At 41.0% G+C, this 25,483-nt stretch carries 13 protein-coding genes, 11 tRNA genes, 3 rRNA genes and 1 riboswitch; of the genes, 2 read left to right on the top strand and 25 right to left on the bottom strand.

Translation table 11 applies throughout. The annotated features are described in order from the left end of the window. Positions 1–4: 4 nt before the first annotated feature. The 22 genes from L6W14_RS01245 to hutH form a co-directional block, all read right to left on the bottom strand. Positions 5–80: transfer RNA gene (locus L6W14_RS01245), tRNA-Ala, on the bottom strand. A gap of 15 nt (positions 81–95) precedes the next feature. Then, a tRNA-Pro gene (locus tag L6W14_RS01240) sits at positions 96–172 on the bottom strand. A 15-nt stretch (positions 173–187) separates the two neighbouring features. Further along, a tRNA-Arg gene (locus tag L6W14_RS01235) sits at positions 188–264 on the bottom strand. Between the two features lie 18 nt (positions 265–282). After that, positions 283–355: transfer RNA gene (locus tag L6W14_RS01230), tRNA-Lys, on the bottom strand. 13 nt (positions 356–368) lie between these two features. Beyond that, a tRNA-Gln gene (locus tag L6W14_RS01225) sits at positions 369–443 on the bottom strand. A 9-nt stretch (positions 444–452) separates the two neighbouring features. Further along, positions 453–528, bottom strand: a tRNA-His gene (locus L6W14_RS01220). 48 nt (positions 529–576) lie between these two features. Continuing rightward, positions 577–650, bottom strand: a tRNA-Trp gene (locus tag L6W14_RS01215). Between the two features lie 4 nt (positions 651–654). After that, positions 655–738: transfer RNA gene (locus L6W14_RS01210), tRNA-Tyr, on the bottom strand. A gap of 7 nt (positions 739–745) precedes the next feature. Then, positions 746–821: transfer RNA gene (locus L6W14_RS01205), tRNA-Thr, on the bottom strand. 8 nt (positions 822–829) lie between these two features. Continuing rightward, positions 830–905, bottom strand: a tRNA-Asp gene (locus L6W14_RS01200). A 4-nt stretch (positions 906–909) separates the two neighbouring features. Beyond that, positions 910–985, bottom strand: a tRNA-Val gene (locus L6W14_RS01195). An 11-nt stretch (positions 986–996) separates the two neighbouring features. After that, positions 997–1,112, bottom strand: a 5S ribosomal RNA gene (gene rrf / locus L6W14_RS01190). A gap of 67 nt (positions 1,113–1,179) precedes the next feature. Next, positions 1,180–4,107 (bottom strand): 23S ribosomal RNA (locus L6W14_RS01185). Between the two features lie 180 nt (positions 4,108–4,287). Further along, positions 4,288–5,839: ribosomal RNA gene (locus L6W14_RS01180) — 16S ribosomal RNA — on the bottom strand. The 16S, 23S and 5S rRNA genes sit together here with 11 tRNA genes alongside, the layout of an rRNA operon. Positions 5,840–6,231: 392 nt before the next feature. Further along, complete coding sequence (locus L6W14_RS01175; protein WP_048390703.1) at positions 6,232–8,085, bottom strand: SLC13 family permease; 1,854 nt, start codon at positions 8,083–8,085, stop codon at positions 6,232–6,234. Between the two features lie 170 nt (positions 8,086–8,255). Beyond that, the gene (gene nadD, locus L6W14_RS01170) at positions 8,256–8,870 is read right to left on the bottom strand and encodes a nicotinate-nucleotide adenylyltransferase (RefSeq protein WP_048390705.1); all 615 of its coding nucleotides are present in this window, start codon (positions 8,868–8,870) and stop codon (positions 8,256–8,258) included. Positions 8,871–8,895: 25 nt separating this feature from the next. Continuing rightward, the gene (locus L6W14_RS01165; protein ID WP_237899106.1) at positions 8,896–10,353 is read right to left on the bottom strand and encodes a nicotinate phosphoribosyltransferase; all 1,458 of its coding nucleotides are present in this window, start codon (positions 10,351–10,353) and stop codon (positions 8,896–8,898) included. Between the two features lie 19 nt (positions 10,354–10,372). Next, positions 10,373–10,927 (bottom strand): cysteine hydrolase family protein, encoded by a 555-nt coding sequence (locus L6W14_RS01160; RefSeq protein ID WP_131522204.1) that lies wholly within the window; start codon positions 10,925–10,927, stop codon positions 10,373–10,375. Between the two features lie 81 nt (positions 10,928–11,008). Next, positions 11,009–11,809 carry an NUDIX domain-containing protein gene (locus L6W14_RS01155; RefSeq protein WP_131522203.1) on the bottom strand — a complete coding sequence of 267 codons (801 nt, stop codon included), beginning with the start codon at positions 11,807–11,809 and terminating at the stop codon, positions 11,009–11,011. 153 nt (positions 11,810–11,962) lie between these two features. Continuing rightward, a complete protein-coding gene (gene hutI / locus L6W14_RS01150; protein WP_131522202.1) occupies positions 11,963–13,240 on the bottom strand; it encodes an imidazolonepropionase in 1,278 nt (425 codons plus the stop codon). Further along, on the bottom strand, positions 13,237–14,907 hold the full coding sequence (gene hutU / locus L6W14_RS01145; RefSeq protein WP_237899104.1) for a urocanate hydratase: 1,671 nt from the start codon (positions 14,905–14,907) through the stop codon (positions 13,237–13,239). The genes hutI and hutU overlap by 4 nt, the downstream gene beginning before the upstream one ends. A gap of 157 nt (positions 14,908–15,064) precedes the next feature. Next, a complete protein-coding gene (hutH, locus tag L6W14_RS01140; RefSeq protein WP_193767424.1) occupies positions 15,065–16,570 on the bottom strand; it encodes a histidine ammonia-lyase in 1,506 nt (501 codons plus the stop codon). Between the two features lie 290 nt (positions 16,571–16,860). Here hutH and L6W14_RS01135 point away from each other — a divergent pair, with 290 nt between their 5' ends. Together L6W14_RS01135 and L6W14_RS01130 are read left to right on the top strand one after the other, a co-directional pair. After that, a complete protein-coding gene (locus L6W14_RS01135) occupies positions 16,861–18,315 on the top strand; it encodes a helix-turn-helix domain-containing protein (RefSeq protein ID WP_131522199.1) in 1,455 nt (484 codons plus the stop codon). A 297-nt stretch (positions 18,316–18,612) separates the two neighbouring features. Further along, positions 18,613–20,118, top strand: coding sequence for a catalase (locus tag L6W14_RS01130; protein ID WP_048390717.1), 1,506 nt, complete (start codon positions 18,613–18,615; stop codon positions 20,116–20,118). Between the two features lie 123 nt (positions 20,119–20,241). Here L6W14_RS01130 and thiC read toward each other — a convergent pair whose 3' ends face one another. The 3 genes from thiC to L6W14_RS01115 form a co-directional block, all read right to left on the bottom strand. After that, positions 20,242–22,020, bottom strand: coding sequence for a phosphomethylpyrimidine synthase ThiC (thiC, locus tag L6W14_RS01125; protein WP_237899102.1), 1,779 nt, complete (start codon positions 22,018–22,020; stop codon positions 20,242–20,244). A 139-nt stretch (positions 22,021–22,159) separates the two neighbouring features. Next, positions 22,160–22,274: riboswitch (TPP riboswitch) on the bottom strand. A 60-nt stretch (positions 22,275–22,334) separates the two neighbouring features. Further along, positions 22,335–23,264 carry an AEC family transporter gene (locus L6W14_RS01120; protein WP_237899100.1) on the bottom strand — a complete coding sequence of 310 codons (930 nt, stop codon included), beginning with the start codon at positions 23,262–23,264 and terminating at the stop codon, positions 22,335–22,337. A 110-nt stretch (positions 23,265–23,374) separates the two neighbouring features. Next, positions 23,375–25,474 carry a methyl-accepting chemotaxis protein gene (locus L6W14_RS01115; protein WP_237899098.1) on the bottom strand — a complete coding sequence of 700 codons (2,100 nt, stop codon included), beginning with the start codon at positions 25,472–25,474 and terminating at the stop codon, positions 23,375–23,377. Positions 25,475–25,483: the final 9 nt, after the last annotated feature.

Here is a 25,483-nt window from a genome sequence, read left to right as displayed (position 1 = left end):
ACAATGGTGGAGCCTAGCGGGATCGAACCGCTGACCTCCTGCGTGCAAGGCAGGCGCTCTCCCAGCTGAGCTAAGGCCCCATTTAACATGAAAGATGGTCGGAATGACAGGATTCGAACCTACGACCCCTTGGTCCCAAACCAAGTGCTCTACCAAGCTGAGCTACATTCCGTAAACATGATTTTATTGGCGCGCCCGACAGGAGTCGAACCCATAACCTTCTGATCCGTAGTCAGACGCTCTATCCAATTGAGCTACGGGCGCATGTTAATTAAAAAATGATGAGCCATGAAGGACTCGAACCTTCGACCCTCTGATTAAAAGTCAGATGCTCTACCAACTGAGCTAATGGCTCGTGAAATTAAAAATGGCTGGGGTACTAGGATTCGAACCTAGGCATGACGGAATCAAAATCCGTTGCCTTACCGCTTGGCTATACCCCAATTTTAAAATGGGGCGACTGATGGGAATCGAACCCACGAATGTCGGAACCACAATCCGATGCGTTAACCACTTCGCCACAATCGCCACTATATAGATTATATTAGCTGTATTATGAACGAGTACCTCAATACCTGGCAGGGGCAGTAGGAATCGAACCCACACCAAAGGTTTTGGAGACCTCTATTCTACCGTTGAACTATGCCCCTAAAATGGTGGAGGGGGACGGATTCGAACCGCCGAACCCTAAGGAGCGGATTTACAGTCCGCCGCGTTTAGCCACTTCGCTACCCCTCCAAGGGAATGGTGCCGGCGATAGGAGTCGAACCCACGACCTACTGATTACAAGTCAGTTGCTCTACCAACTGAGCTACACCGGCAATAATAATGGCGGTCCCGACCGGGATCGAACCGGCGATCTCCTGCGTGACAGGCAGGCATGTTAACCGCTACACCACGGGACCAAAATGGTGGAGGATGACGGGCTCGAACCGCCGACCCCCTGCTTGTAAGGCAGGTGCTCTCCCAGCTGAGCTAATCCTCCACAAAAAATAAGCGAAGCGACGTCCTACTCTCACAGGGGGAAGCCCCCAACTACCATCGGCGCTAAAGAGCTTAACTTCCGTGTTCGGTATGGGAACGGGTGTGACCTCTTTGCCATCATCACTTCACTTATTCAGCTGAAAGACTTGTTCTTTCAAAACTAGATAAACGATACATTGAATGCTTCAAACGTTTTTGGTTAAGTCCTCGATCGATTAGTATTCGTCAGCTCCATGTGTCACCATACTTCCACCTCGAACCTATCTACCTCATCGTCTTTGAGGGATCTTACTTACTTGCGTAATGGGAAATCTCATCTTGAGGGGGGCTTCATGCTTAGATGCTTTCAGCACTTATCCCGTCCACACATAGCTACCCAGCGATGCCTTTGGCAAGACAACTGGTACACCAGCGGTGTGTCCATCCCGGTCCTCTCGTACTAAGGACAGCTCCTCTCAAATTTCCTACGCCCACGACGGATAGGGACCGAACTGTCTCACGACGTTCTGAACCCAGCTCGCGTACCGCTTTAATGGGCGAACAGCCCAACCCTTGGGACCGACTACAGCCCCAGGATGCGATGAGCCGACATCGAGGTGCCAAACCTCCCCGTCGATGTGGACTCTTGGGGGAGATAAGCCTGTTATCCCCGGGGTAGCTTTTATCCGTTGAGCGATGGCCCTTCCATGCGGAACCACCGGATCACTAAGCCCGTCTTTCGACCCTGCTCGACTTGTAGGTCTCGCAGTCAAGCTCCCTTGTGCCTTTACACTCTACGAATGATTTCCAACCATTCTGAGGGAACCTTTGGGCGCCTCCGTTACCTTTTAGGAGGCGACCGCCCCAGTCAAACTGTCCGCCTGACACTGTCTCCTGCCCCGCTAAGGGGCATGGGTTAGAATTTCAATACAACCAGGGTAGTATCCCACCGACGCCTCCTTCGAAGCTGGCGCTCCGAGATCTCTGGCTCCTACCTATCCTGTACAAGTTGTACCAAAATTCAATATCAGGCTACAGTAAAGCTCCACGGGGTCTTTCCGTCCTGTCGCGGGTAACCTGCATCTTCACAGGTACTATAATTTCACCGAGTCTCTCGTTGAGACAGTGCCCAGATCGTTACGCCTTTCGTGCGGGTCGGAACTTACCCGACAAGGAATTTCGCTACCTTAGGACCGTTATAGTTACGGCCGCCGTTTACTGGGGCTTCAATTCGCAGCTTCGCTTGCGCTAACCACTCCTCTTAACCTTCCAGCACCGGGCAGGCGTCAGCCCCTATACGTCACCTTACGGTTTTGCAGAGACCTGTGTTTTTGCTAAACAGTCGCCTGGGCCTATTCACTGCGGCTCTCATGCGCTTGCACGCTCAAGAGCACCCCTTCTCCCGAAGTTACGGGGTCATTTTGCCGAGTTCCTTAACGAGAGTTCTCTCGCACACCTTAGGATTCTCTCCTCGACTACCTGTGTCGGTTTGCGGTACGGGCACCTCTCACCTCGATAGAGGCTTTTCTTGGCAGTGTGAAATCAGGAACTTCGTCCATACGGACTCGCCATCACAGCTCAACGTTACAGTGTGCGGATTTGCCTACACACACGCCTTACTGCTTGGACGCGCACAACCAACGGCGCGCTTACCCTATCCTACTGCGTCCCCCCATTTCTCAAACGGTGAGGAGGTGGTACAGGAATATCAACCTGTTGTCCATCGCCTACGCCTATCGGCCTCGGCTTAGGTCCCGACTAACCCTGAGCGGACGAGCCTTCCTCAGGAAACCTTAGTCATACGGTGGACGGGATTCTCACCCGTCTTTCGCTACTCATACCGGCATTCTCACTTCTAAGCGCTCCACCAGTCCTTCCGATCTGACTTCAACGCACTTAGAACGCTCTCCTACCACTGACATCGTAGATGTCAATCCACAGCTTCGGTGAATCGTTTAGCCCCGATACATTTTCGGCGCAGCGTCACTCGACCAGTGAGCTATTACGCACTCTTTAAATGATGGCTGCTTCTAAGCCAACATCCTGGTTGTCTGTGCAACGCCACATCCTTTTCCACTTAACGATTACTTTGGGACCTTAGCTGGTGGTCTGGGCTGTTTCCCTTTTGACTACGGATCTTATCACTCGCAGTCTGACTCCCGTGTATAAATATCTGGCATTCGGAGTTTGTCTGAATTCGGTAAACCGGGATGGCCCCCTAGTCCAAACAGTGCTCTACCTCCAGTATTCTCATCACGAGGCTAGCCCTAAAGCTATTTCGGAGAGAACCAGCTATCTCCAAGTTCGATTGGAATTTCTCCGCTACCCACACCTCATCCCCGCACTTTTCAACGTGCGTGGGTTCGGGCCTCCAGTAAGTGTTACCTCACCTTCACCCTGGACATGGGTAGATCACCTGGTTTCGGGTCTACGACCACGTACTACTTCGCCCTATTCAGACTCGCTTTCGCTGCGGCTCCGCCTTCTAAAGCTTAACCTTGCACGTAATCGTAACTCGCCGGTTCATTCTACAAAAGGCACGCTATCACCCATTAACGGGCTCTAACTACTTGTAGGCACACGGTTTCAGGATCTCTTTCACTCCCCTTCCGGGGTGCTTTTCACCTTTCCCTCACGGTACTGGTTCACTATCGGTCACTAGGTAGTATTTAGCCTTGGGAGATGGTCCTCCCGGATTCCGACGGAATTTCACGTGTTCCGCCGTACTCAGGATCCACTCAGGAGAGAACGAACTTTCGACTACAGGGCTTTTACCTGCTCTGGCGGACCTTTCCAAGTCGCTTCATCTAACTCGCTCTTTTGTAACTCCGTATAGAGTGTCCTACAACCCCAAGAGGCAAGCCTCTTGGTTTGGGCTCTTCCCGTTTCGCTCGCCGCTACTCAGGGAATCGATTTTTCTTTCTCTTCCTCCAGGTACTTAGATGTTTCAGTTCCCTGGGTCTGCCTTCAAGACGCTATGTATTCACGTCAAGATACTACGCGATTAAACGTAGTGGGTTCCCCCATTCGGAAATCTCCGGATCAAAGCTCACTTACAGCTCCCCGAAGCATATCGGTGTTAGTGCCGTCCTTCTTCGGCTCCTAGTGCCAAGGCATTCGCCGTGCGCCCTTAATAACTTAACCAAGTTATTAAGCCTATAAAAAACTTAAAAAATAAATGTGTTTGTTACAATTTCAATGTCGTTTTATCCAGTTTTCAAAGAACAAGTTTTGAAGTGTTTCATTCAGAAGAATGAACCTTCAAAACTGAACGCAAAACGTAATCTTACAAACCAAAAGTTTGTATTCCGAAATAATCCTTAGAAAGGAGGTGATCCAGCCGCACCTTCCGATACGGCTACCTTGTTACGACTTCACCCCAATCATCTATCCCACCTTCGGCGGCTGGCTCCAAAAGGTTACCTCACCGACTTCGGGTGTTACAAACTCTCGTGGTGTGACGGGCGGTGTGTACAAGGCCCGGGAACGTATTCACCGCGGCATGCTGATCCGCGATTACTAGCGATTCCGGCTTCATGTAGGCGAGTTGCAGCCTACAATCCGAACTGAGAACGACTTTATCGGATTAGCTCCCTCTCGCGAGTTGGCAACCGTTTGTATCGTCCATTGTAGCACGTGTGTAGCCCAGGTCATAAGGGGCATGATGATTTGACGTCATCCCCACCTTCCTCCGGTTTGTCACCGGCAGTCACCTTAGAGTGCCCAACTAAATGATGGCAACTAAGATCAAGGGTTGCGCTCGTTGCGGGACTTAACCCAACATCTCACGACACGAGCTGACGACAACCATGCACCACCTGTCACCGTTGCCCCCGAAGGGGAAACTATATCTCTACAGTGGTCAACGGGATGTCAAGACCTGGTAAGGTTCTTCGCGTTGCTTCGAATTAAACCACATGCTCCACCGCTTGTGCGGGCCCCCGTCAATTCCTTTGAGTTTCAGTCTTGCGACCGTACTCCCCAGGCGGAGTGCTTAATGCGTTAGCTGCAGCACTAAGGGGCGGAAACCCCCTAACACTTAGCACTCATCGTTTACGGCGTGGACTACCAGGGTATCTAATCCTGTTTGCTCCCCACGCTTTCGCGCCTCAGCGTCAGTTACAGACCAGAAAGTCGCCTTCGCCACTGGTGTTCCTCCAAATCTCTACGCATTTCACCGCTACACTTGGAATTCCACTTTCCTCTTCTGCACTCAAGTCCCCCAGTTTCCAATGACCCTCCACGGTTGAGCCGTGGGCTTTCACATCAGACTTAAAGGACCGCCTGCGCGCGCTTTACGCCCAATAATTCCGGACAACGCTTGCCACCTACGTATTACCGCGGCTGCTGGCACGTAGTTAGCCGTGGCTTTCTAATAAGGTACCGTCAAGGTACAGCCAGTTACTACTGTACTTGTTCTTCCCTTACAACAGAGTTTTACGATCCGAAAACCTTCTTCACTCACGCGGCGTTGCTCCATCAGGCTTTCGCCCATTGTGGAAGATTCCCTACTGCTGCCTCCCGTAGGAGTCTGGGCCGTGTCTCAGTCCCAGTGTGGCCGATCACCCTCTCAGGTCGGCTACGCATCGTCGCCTTGGTGAGCCGTTACCTCACCAACTAGCTAATGCGCCGCGGGCCCATCCTATAGCGACAGCCGAAACCGTCTTTCAGTCTTTCACCATGAAGTAAAAGAGATTATTCGGTATTAGCCCCGGTTTCCCGGAGTTATCCCAAACTATAGGGTAGGTTGCCCACGTGTTACTCACCCGTCCGCCGCTAACGTCAAAGGAGCAAGCTCCTTTTCTGTTCGCTCGACTTGCATGTATTAGGCACGCCGCCAGCGTTCGTCCTGAGCCAGGATCAAACTCTCCATAAAAGAAATTTGATTAGCTCAAATTGTTTTGCTGGCATCATGTTTGATGTCCAAAATTTTTGTTTTGTTCACTAACCGAAGCTAGTTACTTAAAACTTTATTGATTACGTTTTGCTTGTTCAGTTTTCAAGGTTCATGTTTTGCTTTATTTTAGCGTGTCACCCTGGCGACTTGTATAATACTACACCCTTATTTTTAAAAGGTCAACACTTTTTAATAAAAAACTTTATTATTTTTATTACCAAAGTAAAACTTCCTATATTAATAACTATAAAATCTATTCACAAGCTAGTTCAATATTAGACCATGAACTAGAAAATAATTTTATCATAATTTCCTACAAAAAAATAATAGATCTTTAAAAAAACAAAAAACTCGGTAAAGAAACCGAGTTTTTAAAATGGGAAAAAGAACGGGATGGCTATCATCATCACAATAAACATAACAAGCTGTAACGGAACCCCTATTCTTACGAAATCCATAAATTTATAGCCCCCCGCCGTCATTACCAGTGCATTCGTAGGGGAAGCAATTGGCGTCGCAAATGCCATACTTGCTGCAACTGCGACTGCAATCATAAATGTTGTGGGACTAACCTCCATTGCAATGGCTGCACTCATGGCAATGGGTGCAAACAATACAGCAGTTGCCGTATTACTAATAAATTGACCGAAAATAGCTGTCAAAATATAAACTCCTATGAGTACACCGTATGGTCCGAAACCACCTAAAGCATTAATAATACCATCAGATAAAATGGTCATGCCCCCTGTTTTTTCTAACGCTGTCGCCATTGGTAACATCGCAGCCACTAACACAATACTTTCAAAATTCATATTGCTATAGGCATCTTCCATGTTTCTCAAGCAGCCTGTTAAAATCATAAGTACAGCACCAATCATCACAGAAATGACAGCAGGGAAAACTTCAAATGCCATCAAAATAATCATGAATAACATAATAATCCCCGCAATTCCAGCTTTGCCTGTAGCTGCTGCCACACTTGCGTGTTCTTTCGGCTGTCCTACAACCACGACATCTTGCGTTTCTCTTGCTAACAAAAGAATTTCATCCCATGCTCCCTGTACTAATATTGCGTCTCCAAATTTTAATTTGTGAGACACCATATCCTGAAGCTTGTAACCACCCTTACGATTAATACCAATGATATTTAGATTGTATTTTTCCCGGAACCCAAGGGAACTAACCGTTTCATTGATAAAGCTCGAATTTGGGGTAAGCAATACCTCTGCAATACCCAGATGCTTCGATACCAATTCATCGGCTTCTCCTTCAACTAATCCTTGCATCTCAAGATGATAATCCTCAACAAAACGCCGAATATCCTCTATTTCTCCTTGAACATATAACTCATCCTTGGCATGAATGACACTAGTTGGTCCTGCCATTTCTTGATAAGTCATCGGTAGTAAATTAATGCCCTCCTGTGATTTCCGATGAATTTTCATCATACAAAGCATATACTTAGCTGGTAGTTTTAATTCCGCTAACGATGTTTCAATAATAGGTGACTCCTCAGGAACGGAGATTTTAAATAGACGATTATTTAAATCATATTGCTTAATAATTTTTTTCGGCGAAAGTTTATAGCCTTCATTAGTCTGTGTACGGTTTTGATCCTTTGGTAATAAAATATTTCTTACAAGTACTAAATAGGAAATGCCAGCAATCATCCCCACGATACCAATAGGAGTTACTTCAAAAAAGCCAAGTTTGTTATAGCCTCGATCAACCAATAACTGACTGACAATTAAATTGGTTGGGGACGCAATCAGTGTCATCAGACCAGAAAGACTTGCTACATAGGAGAGTGGTAGTAGAAATTTAGAAGGGCTGACTTTCATACTTATTGCTATACTTACAACGATTGGCATCATTAAGGCGACAGTACCCGTATTACTCATAAATGCACCAACCGACCCTACAATAATAAGCAGTAGCACAAATAACTTCAGCTCACTATTGCCTGACCATTTTAGTAAGAGTTGCCCCGCCATGCCTGCCAGGCCCGTACGTAAAATCCCTGCACCCACGACAAATAACCCTGCAATCATTAAAACTACAGAGTTTGAAAAACCAGCTAATGCCTCCGCGGGCGTCAAAATATCCATAATAACAAACGCTAATAGTGACACAATTGCTACAAGATCTGCTCGTATTTTATTGGTCACAAATGCGAAAATCGTTGCTCCTAAAATAAGAAATGTTAATGTAAGCTGCACATTCATGAATTCCTTTCTAACATTAATCATTACAAAAAATTGACAGCAAAAAATTGTACTTCATTACTATTTTTATTATAGCTTACCCTGAGCTCTATATGATAAAATTCACCATCTTTTCAAAATTAAAATAAGTGTGGTAGTCATCCACACTTATTAATGATAGCTTCACTATTTTATTTTTGGTAAAGATGATGTTCTTTAATATAGTTGTAACAAGCAGTAGGCAAGAGATATCTCGGTTCTCCTCCCATTGCGAATTCTTCTCGAATATAGGTAGAGCTAATTTCCATCGCTAGCCCTTTATCGATAAGATGAAATCTTCCATCATCATTATTTCTTAAAATCGGAGAACGACTAATGGTTGAGAGCATATCAATGCCATGTCGTGCCATTACAATAAATTTATTCTCCGCTACTAATGCGTCGCCCTTTTTCCATAAACCCGCACCAATATCCACTAATAAATCAGCACCCATAATAAAATGCACCTCATCCTCTGGGTTCTTCTCTCTAAAGTATTTCATAGTGTCATATGTGTAGATATTCCAGCCTTCTTGATCCATCTCATAGGAATCTGCTATAAAACGATCGTCTTTAGCAATAGCTAACTGAAGCATATTCCAACGATGTGTATCAGCTGTTTTGATGGTTTTATCTTTGCGTTTATTTGAGCAAGGCAAAAAAATAACCTTATCTAACTTACATCGATGTGCTACAGTGCTTGCTGTCCAAAGATGGACATTGGTAATAGGATCAAATGATGAACCATAAATACCTATTCTCGCCATCGTCTCTACCTCCTAGCAGTTACTTTTAAATACGTTGTGAAACCTTTTCTTTTATTGCCTGTATGCTTGCCATTTTATTGTCCCAACAAGCTTGACTTAAATCGACTGGATATTCTTCAGGATTCATTGTTCGCTTATACTCACACCACAATAAATGTAAGTTTTCCTGTACATATTTTTGTATTTCTTGAATAGTTGGCTCCTCATAAACAACATTTCCATTTTCTACAATACTTTCATGTAACTCTTTCGCGGTAAAATTTGTAACAAATTTACTAATATACGTATGAATAGGGTGGAACATTTTCAATCTTTCTTCTTGCTGTATGTTTTCATTATCTAACACAATATAATCTCCTTCAGCATGACCATTCTCTGCATTAATAATACGGTAAACACGTTTACGTCCAGGTGTAGTCACTTTCTCAGGATTTGCTGAAATTTTAATGGTATCAACTAGTTCTCCACTTTCGTCTTCTATCGAAACTAATTTGTATACTCCACCAAGAGCTGCTTGATCATAGGCTGTAATCAACTTAGTTCCGATTCCCCAAGCATCAATTTGCGCCCCTTGTGACTTTAAATGCATAATTGTATATTCATCCAAATCATTCGAAGCCATAATTTTAGTTGTTGTAAATCCTGCATCATCTAGCATTTTCCTTGCCTGTTTTGAGAGATAGGCTAAATCTCCACTGTCTAAACGGATACCAATAAAATTAATTTGATTCCCTAGCTCCTTCGCTACGCGGATAGCATTAGGAACACCAGAACGTAGTGTGTCATAAGTATCTACTAGGAAAACACAGTCTTTATGGGCTGCTGCGTATTTTTTAAACGCAGTATATTCATCTCGATAGGTTTGAATCATCGCATGGGCATGTGTTCCTGACACAGGAATACCGAATAATTTTCCTGCTCTTACATTGCTTGTTGCAGAGAATCCACCTATATAAGCAGCACGAGTTCCCCAAATAGCAGCATCAAATTCATGTGCGCGGCGGGTTCCAAATTCCATTACAACATCCTCACCCGTCACTTGTTTGATACGTGAAGCTTTTGTCGCAATCAGGGTTTGGTAATTAACGATATTTAACAACGGCGTTTCAATTAATTGAGCCTCTGCTAATGGTGCTTCAATTCGCAGGATAGGCTCGTTTGCAAAGACCAATTCTCCCTCTCTCATCCCCTTAATTGTCCCTGTAAATTTAAGTTCTTTTAGGTATTCAAGAAATTCCTCGGGATACTTCCCCTCTTCTCGTAAATATTGAATATCGCTTTGAGAGAAACCAAAGTTATTAATAAACTCAATCACTTTTTTCAATCCAGCGAAAACTCCATAGCCATTGCCAAATGGAAGCTTTCTAAAATATAGTTCGAAAACAGCTTTACGTTGATGAACACCATCTTGCCAATAAGTTTGAACCATATTAATTTGGTATAGGTCCGTGTGTAACATGAAACTATCATCTACATATTTCATATTTTCCCCTCCATTCATGTCAAATAATAGTTGCACCTAGAGTATGCTCGAAATGATTTAACGCCCACTCATGTCCAGCTTGATTAAAGGAGGCGACAGCATTTTTATGAATGACGATATCGAACCCTTTATTATAAGCATCTACTGCTGTATGAAGAACACAGATATCTGTACAAACGCCGATTAAATGCAGCTCAGTAATTCCTCTTTCACGCAATTTCAATTCTAGATCTGTCCCTGCAAAAGCAGAATAACGCGTTTTATCAATGTAATAGACGAAATCTTGATCTTTATTTTCTTCATATAATGCGTTTAATGCACCATATAACTCTCTACCTTCTGTATGACGAATATTATGAGGTGGGAATAGCTTTGTTTCTGGATGATAAACATCTCCCTTTTCATGAACATCTATCGCAAATACTGTAAAATCCCCCCTCTTAATAAACTCCTTTGTTAAATCAACATTTGCACGTTCGAGCAATTGCCCAGGCTCTCCGCAAGTAAGAGCCCCATCCGTCGCAACGAAATCCACTGTATAATCAATATTAATTAATGCACGCTTTTTCATCATTTCATCACTCCATTTAATTAATTAGTAATACTAAAATTACAAATTACATTTATTAAAATAAACAGGAAAGACGGATCTTTCCTAATGATAGATAGACTCTACCATTTCAAAATCATTAAATGTATAGAGCTGGGAAGGCCGGAACGAATTTCTTTTTGTTTTCTTCGGTTTTCCTTCTTCATCCAATGCTTTTTCGATAAATGGTAATTTAGGTGCTTTTGTAAAGAATACGGAATCGTTAGAGATTCGTGGATCTTCTCCAACTGTTAGTAGTACTCGTTGCAATTCGGACAATGTAAACTCTTGTGGTAAAAAGTTTTTGGCAACAGTTGTTTGTATCATATCCCTTTTAATAAAATGCAACGCATCGGAAATGATTTTTCGATGATCGAAAGCTAATGGAAGCGTAAATACACTTTCTATATCGAACAGTTCTACATCATCTGCATCATCATTCGCTTGTCGTTGCTCAATATATGTCTCAGGAACAATGGCATAAAATGCATTTGAAATCATCCAACCGCGTGGATCTCGATCGATCTCATCATAAACACCAAAATGTTGAACATGTAAACCTTCTACATTTGTTTCTTCTTTTAATTCTCTCTTTGCTGCGATAAAGGCAGTTTCTTTTTGATTTGCATCTACAAAGCCCCCTGGAAGTGCCCATTTTCCTCCTTCAATATTGGGATTTCCTTCAGCATCCTTAGTAGCACGTTTAATGAGCATAATCTTTAGCGTCATGTTCGGCGGTGCTTTTTCTTCTTTTTTTTCTGAGACAATTGTAAAAATAGCAATATCTGCGGTATATCCATCAGGTGTTAGATATTTTGAGGAATCATAATGTGCAAGCACTTCTTCTTCAGTACGAAATTTTGTCATTGTATAACCCCTTCTATAATTACAAGCTTTAAGTAATTTGTAATTCTATAATTACTATTTATTAGAATTATAATCTTTCAGCAAAGCATTTGCAACTAATTTATAAAAAAAAGCATAAATAAAGCTACTCCGCCTTATTTATGCCCATTATTATTATTGATCTTTCAGCAGAATTCCGTTTTTTACAACAACTTGCCCATTTTTGATTACTGTATGTGTATGATTCATGCCGTAGAAATATTGCAGTTGCTTGTAATTCGCAACATCAAGGATAAGTACGTCAGCTTTTTTATGTGCTTCAAGGGAACCAATTTGCTCGCCTCGATTTAGGGCATATGCTGCATTAATTGTTGTTGCCGTTAATACTTCCTCCAATGTCATACCCATATGCATGCAAGCTAAATTCATAATGAAGGGTAGGCTCATTGTTGGGGATGACCCAGGGTTAAAGTCTGTTGATATCGCCACAGGCACTCCCTCGTCAATCATTAGACGCCCTCTTGCAAAGGGTGCACGTAAAAAGAATGCAGTACCTGGCAGCAATACAGCAATTGTACCCGCTTCAGCCATTTTTTTAATTCCCTTATCAGAAGCAACTAACAAATGCTCCGCAGAAATGGCCTCTACTTCCGCAGCCAGCTCTGCGCCTTGATAAGGTTCAATTTCATCCGCATGTATTTTTGGGGTTAAGCCTAGTGCTTTTCCAGCCTCTAAAATGCGTCGGGATTGTTCGGGTGTAAAGACGCCTTTTTCACAAAATACATCATTAAATTCAGCCAACTCTAGTTCTGCTACTTTTGGCAGCATCTCATTGACCACCACATCCACAAATTCATCCTCACGCCCCTTATAATCACGAGGAACTGCATGAGCTCCCATAAACGTGCTAATGACATCAATATGATGTGCAGCGTGTAATTCTTTTGCGACCTCTAGCTGTTTCTTTTCCGTTTCCCAATCCAAGCCATACCCTGATTTTGCTTCAACTGTTGTTACGCCATGCTTTAAAAATACATCTAAATGCTGCATCGTTTTTTCATATAATTCATCAAAGCTTGTTTCTCGTGTACGCTTTGTTGTAGCATGAATGCCACCGCCTGCATTCATGATTTCCATATAGGTAGAACCATTTAATCTCATATTAAACTCTTGCTCGCGTGTTCCACCATGCACTAAATGTGTATGACAATCCACTAAGCCAGGCATAACAATCTTACCAGTAGCATCAATCGTTTCTGCCTTCTTTATTAATTCTGGAAAGTCAGCTTCTAGTTGCTCATACGCTCCTACTGCTACAATACGCTCTTCTTCAATTAGAACACTGCCATATTCTATTACTGCAATTTCCTGCATTTGTTCTTTTGTACGTGGTCCTTGTACATTACTTTTCAAGGTAATTACTTCATTTGCATTTTTTATTAGAATAGTCACTTCACATCACCCTTTAACATTGGTATATGGACACCTTTGTTTTTTGCTGTATCGATAGCAATATCGTAGCCTGCATCAGCATGACGAGCAACGCCCATTCCAGGGTCTGAAACTAATACACGTGCAATTTTTTCAGCGGCAAGCTCTGATCCATCTGCTACTAAGACTTGACCTGCATGCTGTGAATAACCCATTCCTACACCACCACCATGGTGTACGCTTACCCAGCTTGCACCACTTGCAGTATTAACTAGAGCATTTAAAATTGGCCAATCCGATACCGCATCCGAACCATCTAGCATCCCTTCTGTTTCACGATTTGGTGATGCTACAGAACCTGAATCTAAGTGATCGCGACCAAAGACAATTGGTGCTGATAATTCACCATTTGCAACCATTTCATTGACCTTTAATGCAAAACGATGACGATCACCATAGCCTAACCAGCAAATGCGTGCAGGTAGCCCTTGCCATTTCACCATTTTTTGTGCCATATCAATCCAATTGACTAGCCCCTCATCTTCAGCGAACATCTCTTTTGCCAGTGCATCTGTTTTATATATATCCTCAGGGTCTCCTGAAAGCGCCGCCCAACGGAATGGGCCCTTTCCTTCACAGAATAACGGACGAATATACGCTGGTACAAAGCCTGGGAAATCAAAGGCATTTGTCACACCCATTTCTTTGGCATAGGCACGAATGTTATTCCCATAATCAAATACTTCTGCGCCTGCCTCTTGGAACTCTAGCATTGTACGAACATGCTCTGCCATTGTTTCTTTTGCTTTACGCTCATATGTTTTTACATCCTCTTTGCGAAGTTTTAGCGCTTCTTCAAAGGTCATGCCATTAGGTACATAACCATTAATCGGATCATGTGCAGATGTTTGGTCTGTCACAAAATCTGGAATAATTCCACGATTCAACAACTCACGATTAACATCAGCACAGTTACCAACAAGGCCAATGGATGCTGGCTCATTTTGGTCACGTAATTTATTAACTAATGCAATTGCTTCATCTACAGTTTCTACAATATAATCACAGTAGCCTTCTTTGATTTTACGTTCAATGCGAGCACGTTCAACTTCAACAACTAAGATTACAGCACCAGCCATTTTCCCTGCTAATGGCTGTGCACCACTCATACCGCCCATACCACCTGTAAGGATGAATTTACCCCGTAAATCAGCAGTACCAAATACCTTTTTTCCTGCTTCTATAAAGGACAGATAAGTGCCTTGTAAAATTCCTTGAGCACCAATATAAATCCAGCTCCCAGCAGTCATTTGACCATACATCATTAAATCTCTTTCTTCTAATTCATAAAAGTGATCCCAATTTGCCCATGCTGGTACAAGGTTTGAATTAGCAATCAACACTCGAGGGGAATGCTCATGTGTACGGAATACAGCTACTGGCTTTCCAGATTGGATTAATAGAGTCTCATCATTCTCTAATTCTTTCAAAGAGGCAATGATTTGCTCATAGCTTTCCCAGTTACGAGCAGCCTTACCAATACCCCCATAAACAATCAGTTCATCTGGATTCTCTGCCACCTCTGGGTCAAGATTATTCATTAACATACGCATTGCAGCTTCCTGTGTCCATCCCTTACATGTGAGTTCATTTCCACGTGGTGCACGAATATCTGTCTTAAATACCATTAAAAACACGCTCCTTTTCCTATTAAAAATAACGCTGTCTAAAACTCTAAAATAACTGAATATTCAGACTTAATTGCATATAAATATCTTCAAAGCAGAGGCTACTCGGTGTATAACCGAGCCACGCCTTTGCTCTTTCATATTAAATTAATCTAATTTACACATATTCATTTACTAATTCATTACTTGATAGTAAATATTTCGCCAATGCTTCAATTTCATCGCCAATTGGTTGATCGGCTAGTAATGGTGGACAAAATTCTCGCACTTTCTTTAAGAATTTACTTGTAGTAGGAGATAATTGCTCTTCTGCCTTGTCTAAATGAATAGCCTGTGATGCACAAATCAATTCGATAGCTATAACGCGAGCAGCGTTGTGAACAATCTGACGTACTTGTCGTGCCGAAGTTGTTCCCATACTTACATGATCCTCTTGGTTACCTGATGTAGGAATAGAATCCACACTCGAAGGATGTGCTAAAACTTTATTTTCTGAGACAATAGAGGCTGCTGTATATTGAGCAATCATAAGTCCACATTCAATCCCAGGATTTGTTGCTAGAAACGGCGGAAGCCCTTCATTAAGCTGAGGATTTACCATACGTTCTGTACGGCGTTCTGAAATATTGGCCCACTCACATACACCTATTTTCAAAAAGTCCATTGCCAAGGCTATTGGCTGTCCATGGAAATGCCCACCCGATAAAACCTCCCCGCTTTCTAAAACGATTGGATTATCAGTTGTTGCATTCATTTCAGTTTGAACACGATCCTGCGCGTAGAAAAATGACTGCCAAGAAGCACCATGTACTTGTGGTATACAACGTAGTGAATAAGCATCCTGCATGCGAATTTCACCCTGCTTTGTCACACGTTTACTACCATCAAGCCACTTACGAATACGCCCGCCCACTAGTTCTAACTCAGGATGTGGTCTTACTGCTAAAAGTGCTGGATCAAATGCAGAGGTAATGCCCTTTAAAGCTTCCAGTGTTAAGCTAGCAGCCATATCTGCTGCAAGACCAATTCGTTCAGCTTCATTGACCGTTAATACACCTATCCCCGTCATAGCTTGTGTACCGTTAACTAACGCTAGCCCCTCTTTAGCTTGAAGTCTAACAGGGGTTAATCCTGCTTGCTTTAGCGCGTCACTACCACTCATGATCTCTCCGTTAAACTCAGCCTTTCCTTCTCCCACTAACACTAATGCCAAATGTGATAAAGGCGCTAAATCACCACTTGCTCCTACTGAACCTTGTGACGGAACAATTGGATGAACACCTTTATTAATAAAATCCAACAATAGTTGGACAGTTTCCTCACGAATGCCAGAAAATCCTCTGGCCAAAGCATTGGCACGTAACACCATCATTGCACGTACAACATCTGTTGGGAATGGTTCACCAACACCGGTTGCATCTGATCGTAATAAATTTAGCTGCAATAGCTCAATGTCTTCTTCTTCAATTTTTATATGGCTGAGCTTACCAAACCCTGTATTCACACCATAAATTGTTTGGCCTTCAGCTAAACGCTTTTCGATACGCTCTCTACTTAAACGAATACGTTCTAAGCTCTCCGTAGCAAGTGCAACTGTTGCTTGCCCCTTCACGATTTCCTCTATTTGTTGTCTTGTTAATGTATTGCCATCAAGCTCGATGATTGACTTCACATGACATCCCCCTATTCCCTATATGGCTATGTAAATAAATTATCTTCATTCATATTTTCGTAATACGAAAACATCAGTATCAAACTTTCTAAGCGTTTTTATATCCAAAGTTGATTGTTGCTGATGATCAATTACTCTATTTACATTGTACTAACTACCTTTTTCAGAATATAGAGAATTTTAATAGAGAAAACAAGACTTTTTTCAGATTCCTATGTTATTTTTATTAATATAATCGTACTTTTATATGAAACTGTATTTTTTTAAGAAAGGTTGATGGTATGAAGCTGTTATTAATTGATCGCGATCCTACTGACCTAGCAGGAATAAAGTGGTTTTTACATACATACTTCCCTGGAGATGTTGTTATTGAAATGTGTACAAGTATTTCAGAAGTGCCTCAAATTATTCGACAATTTGAACCAGACGCCATACTGTTAAATATCGATTTATTTCCTAATAATCGCTTAGCAGGTCTTTATCGCGATTTACAGAAGCTTTCTGGTGCCATTTTAGCAATGACAACAGAGCCATTATTTAAAAATGCTTTGAAGGCAATTGATTTACAAGTGGCTCATCTTTTTGTGAAGCCTATTGATTTAGAGCTATTAAAGAAAAAACTCACAACCATTTCTCTTCGCACACCCCAGATTACAGAAGATGCTCAAGAGGCTACAAACGATTCCTTTTATAATCAATTATTTTTAGATAATAAATCTAGTTCAATTGAGACCACGATACATTTCACAATGATTGAACCCGAGCATACTGAAACCTTCAATAAGCTTTACAATTGGCTTCAACAAACACCGATTCACTTTCATATGAAAACCTACCCTCTATCTAATAGAATCGTATGTCTTTTTCAAACAAATGATATAAGGATTGTGGAAAAAGATGTACGTACACTTATGAAGGAATGGCGTTTGATTAGTAATAGTTCTTTAAATATCGGCATATATGATGGAACACCTACAACCATTAAAAATATGTATACATTAACAAAGCGTGCACTACATCAAAGTTTTTATGAGGGCTTTGGCCATATTTTTTATGCGAGCAAACAATATGAAACTCAGCCCTTTGATCCCTTACTGACACCTGAAGAGCAACAATTACTAATAAGTAGTTTGGAAGATGGAAACCTAGAGGCCGTTAAAACATTTTTATATCGGCTTTCTAATGAAGGCATATATTATGAGCAAGATGATTTACGCATTCATCTGACGAGTGTCTTAGCACAAATTAGACGCTTTATGCTGAAATATAAATTACATGAAAAAGCGGTTATCGAACAAAACTACCGTCAGCTATTTCACTTAATCATTGAGCATCCTATATTTTACACGATACTCAATGAGATTATTTCTTTCACGCAGACATTAATTGAGTTAGCAAGGGTAGCCCGAATAGAGAAACGAGCTGATTATGTTGAACTAGCTATAGAAATAATTGATCAACAATTTAAAGATAGTGCACTGTCTCTTCCCTTTGTTGCTCATAAGCTTGGAATAAGCCCCAATTATTTAAGTACGATTTTCTCAAGAAAACAAGGCTTGCCATTTAAGCGCTATTTACAGCAAGTAAGAATTCATCATGCCACAAAAATGCTGCTAGAAACAGATTTTGCTATTAGTGAAATTGCTCATTTAAACGGTTTTGATGATCCAAATTATTTTATAAAATTATTTAAGCAACAAATTGGTATTACACCTAACCGATATAGAAAAAAATAAAAGATTGATTAAAATAGTTTTCAATTAGTTGATTTTATTTTCAATAAAGACTCTTATCATGATGTCATTATCCTAATCTTAACGTGAGAATTATCTATAAAATTGAGATTAGATAAAATAAATTAAAGTTAAAAACTATGTATATTCCGTATGTCTAGCGCATATATTTATAGTTTATACTTAAATATAAAAATTCTTTAACGATAATTATTATAATGTACTAGCAATTCTATTTTATATTTGTTATAGTTATAGACGAAGAGTTTGACTCACATTTTTTTCAGGAGGTAAACTAATATGACAAACGCAAATGATCGTAGCCGTCGTTTTACAACAGCAGGTGGCGCTCCAGTAGTAAGTAACCATGACTCTATGTCAGCAGGTCCACGTGGCCCTCTTTTACTTCAGGATGTATGGTTAGTTGAAAAACTAGCAAATTTCAATCGTGAAGTAATTCCGGAACGTCGTATGCACGCAAAGGGCTCAGGTGCATTTGGTACTTTTACTGTAACGCATGATATTTCACAATATACTAAAGCGAAAATCTTCTCAGAGATCGGCAAGAAAACTGAAATGTTCGCACGTTTCTCTACAGTAGCGGGTGAGCGCGGTGCAGCAGATGCAGAGCGAGATATTCGTGGCTTCGCCCTTAAATTTTATACAGAAGATGGAAACTGGGATTTAGTAGGGAACAATACACCAGTATTCTTCTTCCGCGATCCTTTACACTTTACAGATTTAAACCATGTGGTAAAACGTGACCCACGTACAAATATGAAAAATGCCAACTCTAACTGGGATTTCTGGACTTCATTACCTGAAGCACTTCACCAAGTGACAATTGTTATGTCTGACCGTGGTATTCCAGCTGGTTACCGTAATATGCACGGATTTGGTTCTCATACGTATAGCTTTATCAATGCTAATAATGAACGTGTTTGGGTTAAATTCCACTTCCGTACAGAGCAAGGCATTAAGAATTTAACTGGTGCCGAGGCTAATGAGATTATTGGTCAAGACCGCGAATCTTCACAACGTGATTTATATGAAGCAATTGAAAAAGGCGATTTCCCTAAATGGAAAATGTACATTCAGGTAATGACAGAGGAGCAAGCTCGTGAGCTACCATACAACCCATTTGATTTAACAAAGGTATGGTATAAAAAAGACTTCCCATTAATTCCTGTAGGTGAATTCGAGTTAAACAAAAATCCAGACAACTACTTTGCAGAAGTTGAACAAGCTGCATTCGCACCATCTAACATTGTTCCTGGCATCAGCTTCTCACCAGATAAAATGTTACAAGGTCGTATCTTTGCATATGCGGATGCCCAACGCTATCGTCTTGGTGTAAACCACTATATGCTTCCTGTCAACGCACCAAAATGTCCATTCCGTACTTTCCACCGCGATGGAGCAATGCGCTTTGATGGCAATCTTGGTTCGACATTAAGCTATGAACCAAATAGCTATGGTGAGTGGGAGCATAATTTAGACCATAAAGAGCCTGAATTACGTATTGATGGTCATGCAGGTATTCATGATTTCCGTGAAGACGATAATAATTACTTTGAACAACCAGGTAAACTATTCCGTCTATTGACTTCGGAAGAGCAGCAACGCTTATTTGAAAATACCGCGAACGATATGGCTTCTGTTGAAGAATTCATCAAACGCCGTCACATCCTTCACTGCTATCTAGCTGACCCAGCATATGGTGAAGGTGTCGCTAAAGCGATGGGTCTTTCCTTAGAAGGTATGGACCTTACAAATCCATATGTAAAACAACCAACAAACGTTTAATATTCCACGTTATTATTGATATCCAAATCCAACTTTTACTCCATGTGAATCCACTATTCACATGGAGTTTTTTGATTAAGAAAAGGCCTATGTCTATTTTTCTGACATAAGCCTTTTCTTTCATTATTGATAAATTTGACTGCCTGCTTTTTTAAACTCCTCAGCCTTTTCTTTCATACCTTGATGGATCGCTTCAGTCGTATTCAAATCCTTATCTTTCGCATAATTACGAATATCCTGTGAAATTCTCATGCTACAGAATTTAGGCCCGCACATAGAACAAAAGTGTGCTGTTTTTGCTCCCTCTGCTGGCAGTGTCTCATCATGATATTCCACTGCACGCTCGGGATCTAGTGACAGATTGAATTGATCACGCCAACGGAACTCAAAGCGCGCTTTAGACAGCGCATCGTCTCGTTGTTGTGCACCTGGATGACCTTTTGCTAAATCAGCAGCATGTGCAGCAATTTTATAAGTGATAACGCCCACACGAACGTCCTCGCGATTCGGTAAACCAAGATGCTCTTTCGGTGTCACATAACAAAGCATCGCTGTACCAAACCAGCCAATCATGGCTGCCCCAATGGCTGATGTAATGTGGTCATAACCTGGAGCAATATCTGTTGTGAGTGGTCCTAATGTATAGAAGGGCGCTTCCTTACAAGCCTCTAATTGCTTGTCCATATTTTCTTTAATCAGATGCATTGGTACATGACCTGGTCCTTCAACCATCACCTGAACATCATGCTGCCAAGCAATTTGTGTTAGCTCACCTAGTGTTTCAAGCTCTGCAAATTGTGCCTCATCATTGGCATCTGCAATTGAGCCTGGGCGTAAACCATCACCTAAGGAAAAAGCAACATCATAGGCTTTCATAATTTCACAGATTTCCTCAAAGTGTGTATACAGGAAGTTCTCTTGATGATGATATAAACACCACTGAGCCATGATAGAGCCCCCTCGTGATACAATGCCTGTTACACGATTTGCTGTAAGCGGTACATAGCGTAAAAGGACACCTGCATGAATAGTGAAATAATCCACACCCTGCTCAGCTTGCTCGATGAGGGTATCACGATAAACCTCCCACGTTAAATCCTCTGCTACACCATTTACCTTTTCTAAAGCCTGATAAATTGGCACTGTTCCCACTGGTACTGCAGCATTTCGAATAATCCATTCTCTCGTTGTATGAATATGTTTACCAGTCGATAAATCCATAATATTATCTGCGCCCCATCGAGTTGCCCAGGTCATTTTCTCAACTTCTTCTGCAATGGAAGAAGATACAGCAGAATTCCCGATATTCGCATTGATCTTTACATGAAAATTACGCCCAATAATCATTGGCTCTGCCTCAGGGTGATTAATATTAGAAGGCATTATAGCACGCCCAGCTGCAATTTCTGAACGTACAAATTCAGGATCCATATTTTCACGAATCGCTACAAACTCCATTTCATGGGTTATAATTCCCTTTCGTGCATAGTGAAGCTGTGTCACATTTTTACCTTTTTTAGCACGCAAAGGCTTTCTCGCCAACTCAGGAAAGACATTTTCTTGAATACGCGGGTCATCAACATGACGAAAGCCATTATCCTCAGGTTTAATGGAGCGTCCCTCATATGCTTCTACATCCCCTCGCTCTTGAATCCATGCATTTCGTAAGGCAGGTAAACCTTTCGTAATATCTACTTGGTAGGCTGGATCTGTATAGGGCCCACTTGTATCATATACTCGAATAGGAGCATTTTCTTCATTTCCAAAGCTGCCTGTTGTCGGACTTAATGCAATTTCTCGCATAGGTACTAGAATATCTGGGCGTGATCCTTCCACATATACTTTTTTGCTTCCTTCAAAGCTAGACATAATGGTAATATTCTTTTCACTTATTGCTGACATGAGCTACTTCTCTCCCTTAAATATATTTTGATACAAGGACCGAATCTAGCTCACCCAACAATCCAAAAAATAAAGGCCGAATCCAAAATAATTATTTGGATCCGGCCACGAATGTAAAGGTCTATTGATTGCATACTCTGCAATAGCTTCTTAACTTTCCCACGCTGGTATGAGCCAGATCAGGTCCAAAGGGTCAAGAAACTTCGTAGCGTTTCCCTCTCAGCCTGACTCATCAGACTCCCCTAGTTAATACTATTTAGTTTGATGCTAGTGTAGCAGATAATACTAAGAGATGGAAGTTATTTTTTATCTTACTAGGTAAATAATATTTCCGCAAAATAGATCACAATGGTTACAGTTATACAGCTTACAATGGTTGAAAATAAAACAGCTTGCGCGGCTGTTGCTGATTCTACATCATATTCCAATGCTAGACTAGAACTATTACGAGATGTTGGAAAGGCACTAGCTATAAACAGTGATTGTGCGACGACTCCATCTAATCCCAATATATAAATAATGGCTAATGCAACAGAAGGTCCAATAATTAATCGCGTAAAACAGCTGATAAAGACGGTTTTATTAAACATTGATTTCATCTCTAGTTGTGATAATTGCGCGCCTAATGTAATTAAGGCCACAGCAATAAATCCATCTGCCACATGTTCTACTGGTATTTTGATAAACTGTGGAATACCAATATCAAAATAATTCATAGCTGCACCTATAATCAGCGCATGAATAATAGGCATTTTTAAAAAATCCTTAATGATTATCATACCTGACTTTGTAGAAGAAATTAAATTGTATAAACCATATGTATACGTAGTCATATTTTGAAAGATTACGAGCATGACCTGAATGGCTACCCCAATAGGTTGCGTGGCAAATATCATTTGAGCCACTGGAATACCGTAATTGCCCGAGTTAATAAGCACCACACTATTTTTAAAGACAGCTGCCTCTGTTCTAGGTAAACCTAACCCTTTTGCCATAAAATGACTGAGCAACATTTGACTACCGATAAAAAGTACAATAAATAATCCGACCTCTGCCAGTACAGATAACTCCACATGTGTTTCATATAAATTTATAAAAACAGCTGCTGGCATAAAGCAATATGTAATAAGCTGAGACAATGCTTTTAAATTAAAGCGAAATTTCTTTTGTAGTATAGCGCCTATTACAAGTAACACTAAAATAGGTACAACAATTTGAAAGAAAATCATTCCGAGATACATCATTTCAATGTCCCCCTTCCAGTGTGAATAGTAGTGTTGAATTCCTTCTAGGTCAATTTCTCTGGCTTTCACCATAAAGAAGACTGCCTCTATATTGAAGGCAGCCTTTCTTTTTAAGCAAGCTTAAATCGGTTTACAACTTCTTGTAGCTCGTTTGAAATATCGTTCATATTTTGAATAGACTCAGCTACTTTTTGTAATTCTACTTGTTGATCCATTGCAGAAGCACTTACTTGTTCCGCAGAGGCTGCTGTTTGCTCTGAAATAGCCGAAATACTTTGGATAGCCATGATTGCTTGATTTTTATGCTCTAACATGCTAGATAGTTTATTCATTAATTCACTAATAGAATTTGCAATTGAACCTGACAAGTCACTGCTATCTTTAAATGCTAGTTGCGTGCTTTGTACGGACTCATTTTGAGATTGCATTAAATCTGCATTAGATGCAATCACAGCAACCGTCTGCTGAGAATTTTCAAGAATGCTTTCTACTGTACTCTTAATAATTTCTGTTTCATTCTTAGATTGTTCTGCTAGCTTTCTAACTTCCTCTGCAACTACAGCAAATCCTTTACCATGTTCACCAGCACGTGCAGCCTCGATACTTGCATTTAAAGCTAGCAGATTAGTCTGCTCGGTAATACTTTGGATCGAAGCAATAATCTGATTAATATTGGCAATATTGAAAGCTAATGATTCCATTTGCTGCTGAATACGCCCATTCATTTCATTTGTCTCCATATTACGCTCTCTTAAACTTTCAACCTCATGCAATCCTTTTTCTGTTGTTACACCTGTTTTATGAGATAGCTCATCCATTTCATTAGATAGAGCCGTAATCGCATCAATCTGATCTGATAAATCCATCATTCGATAATTTGTTTCTTCTGTATCCTCTGATTGCTTCGAGGCTCCTTGTGCAATCTCGTTGATAGCTACAGAAACCTCTTGACTAGAAGCAACTACCTCATTAAATGCCTCATTTACCTGATTAGAAGATTGGTTCAATAACCTCGTGGAATTTAGTACAGTTTGAATCGCACTATTGGTTTTATCTAACATATTATTATAAGCCACAGCCACTGCACCAATTTCATCAGGCTTAATATATCGCTCTTCTACCTTTTGTGTTAAATCCCCTTCGGCTGCAGTTTCAATCGATGCACGTAAAAATTTAAGTGGTTTTAGTTGTTTATAGATGAATAACACACTTGCAGCTGTCATCAAAACCACCATAATAATGGAAGCAATAATCGTAAATACAAATACATGATTATATGTTTCTAGAATCTTTGATTCAGCTAACACGACTTGAACAGTCCATGTTTCGTCAATACCCTCTAAAATCATTGGAGCAAAAACATTATAGGCCTTTTCCTTCAGTTGATTAGAGTCAACGTACATACTTGTTAGTTCACCATTTTCCATTGTCTTACTAATACTTGTCCAAGTAGGATCCTCTTGCATATTGCGCCCAACTAGCTCATCACCAAAACTGTTAGCTGTTAGCACACCTTTATTCGTAATAATTGCCGCATAACCGCCCTCTGGGGCATTCGATTTTGTTAAATCATTTAAAAAATCTATTGATACATCGGCTGTCAATACACCGAAAAATGATCCGGAAGCATTGATCAATGGCACCGAAATCGTTGTCATTAATACAGATTGTCCGTTGACATTATAATCATAGGGCTCTGTCAAAACTGCACGTCTCTCTTCTTTTGGTACCCAATACCATTCAGAAATACTCTTATCATCAATACCTTCGATTAGAGCAGTCGAGATATCATTTCCGTTCTTACTTAAATAAGGGATAAAGCGATTTTTACTATCTACTAAAGAAGCCTCAGTTGGTTCTAAAATAATAGATTCTTGCTCAAAGATTGCTCCTACTCCAAGAATGTCATTATTGCTAGCTAAATTTTTTTCCATTATGTCTATGACACCTTTGGTAGACAACGTATTATTCTTCTCCATGCTTTCTATGATACGCTTTGTTGTTTGTAATGTCGTATTGGCTTTCTTAAATCTTTCACTCATAATAGCTGCAGAGGATTCAGCAGTTTGCAATGTTCCATGCTCTGCGTCTTCAACACTTTGCTTTTTTATAATAATTCCCGTTATGACAGTATAGGATAAAAATAAAATGAGAAATAATCCTATTATAAGGGAAGAAAGTTTTAAGGCAATTCCTCTTGATTTTTTCATAACTAACAC

Origin of the sequence: Lysinibacillus sp. ACHW1.5 (assembly GCF_022014815.1) — a bacterium.
In the GTDB taxonomy this organism is placed as follows: Bacteria; Bacillota; Bacilli; order Bacillales_A; family Planococcaceae; genus Lysinibacillus; species Lysinibacillus capsici.
This window is presented reverse-complemented; position numbering and strand designations above follow the sequence as displayed.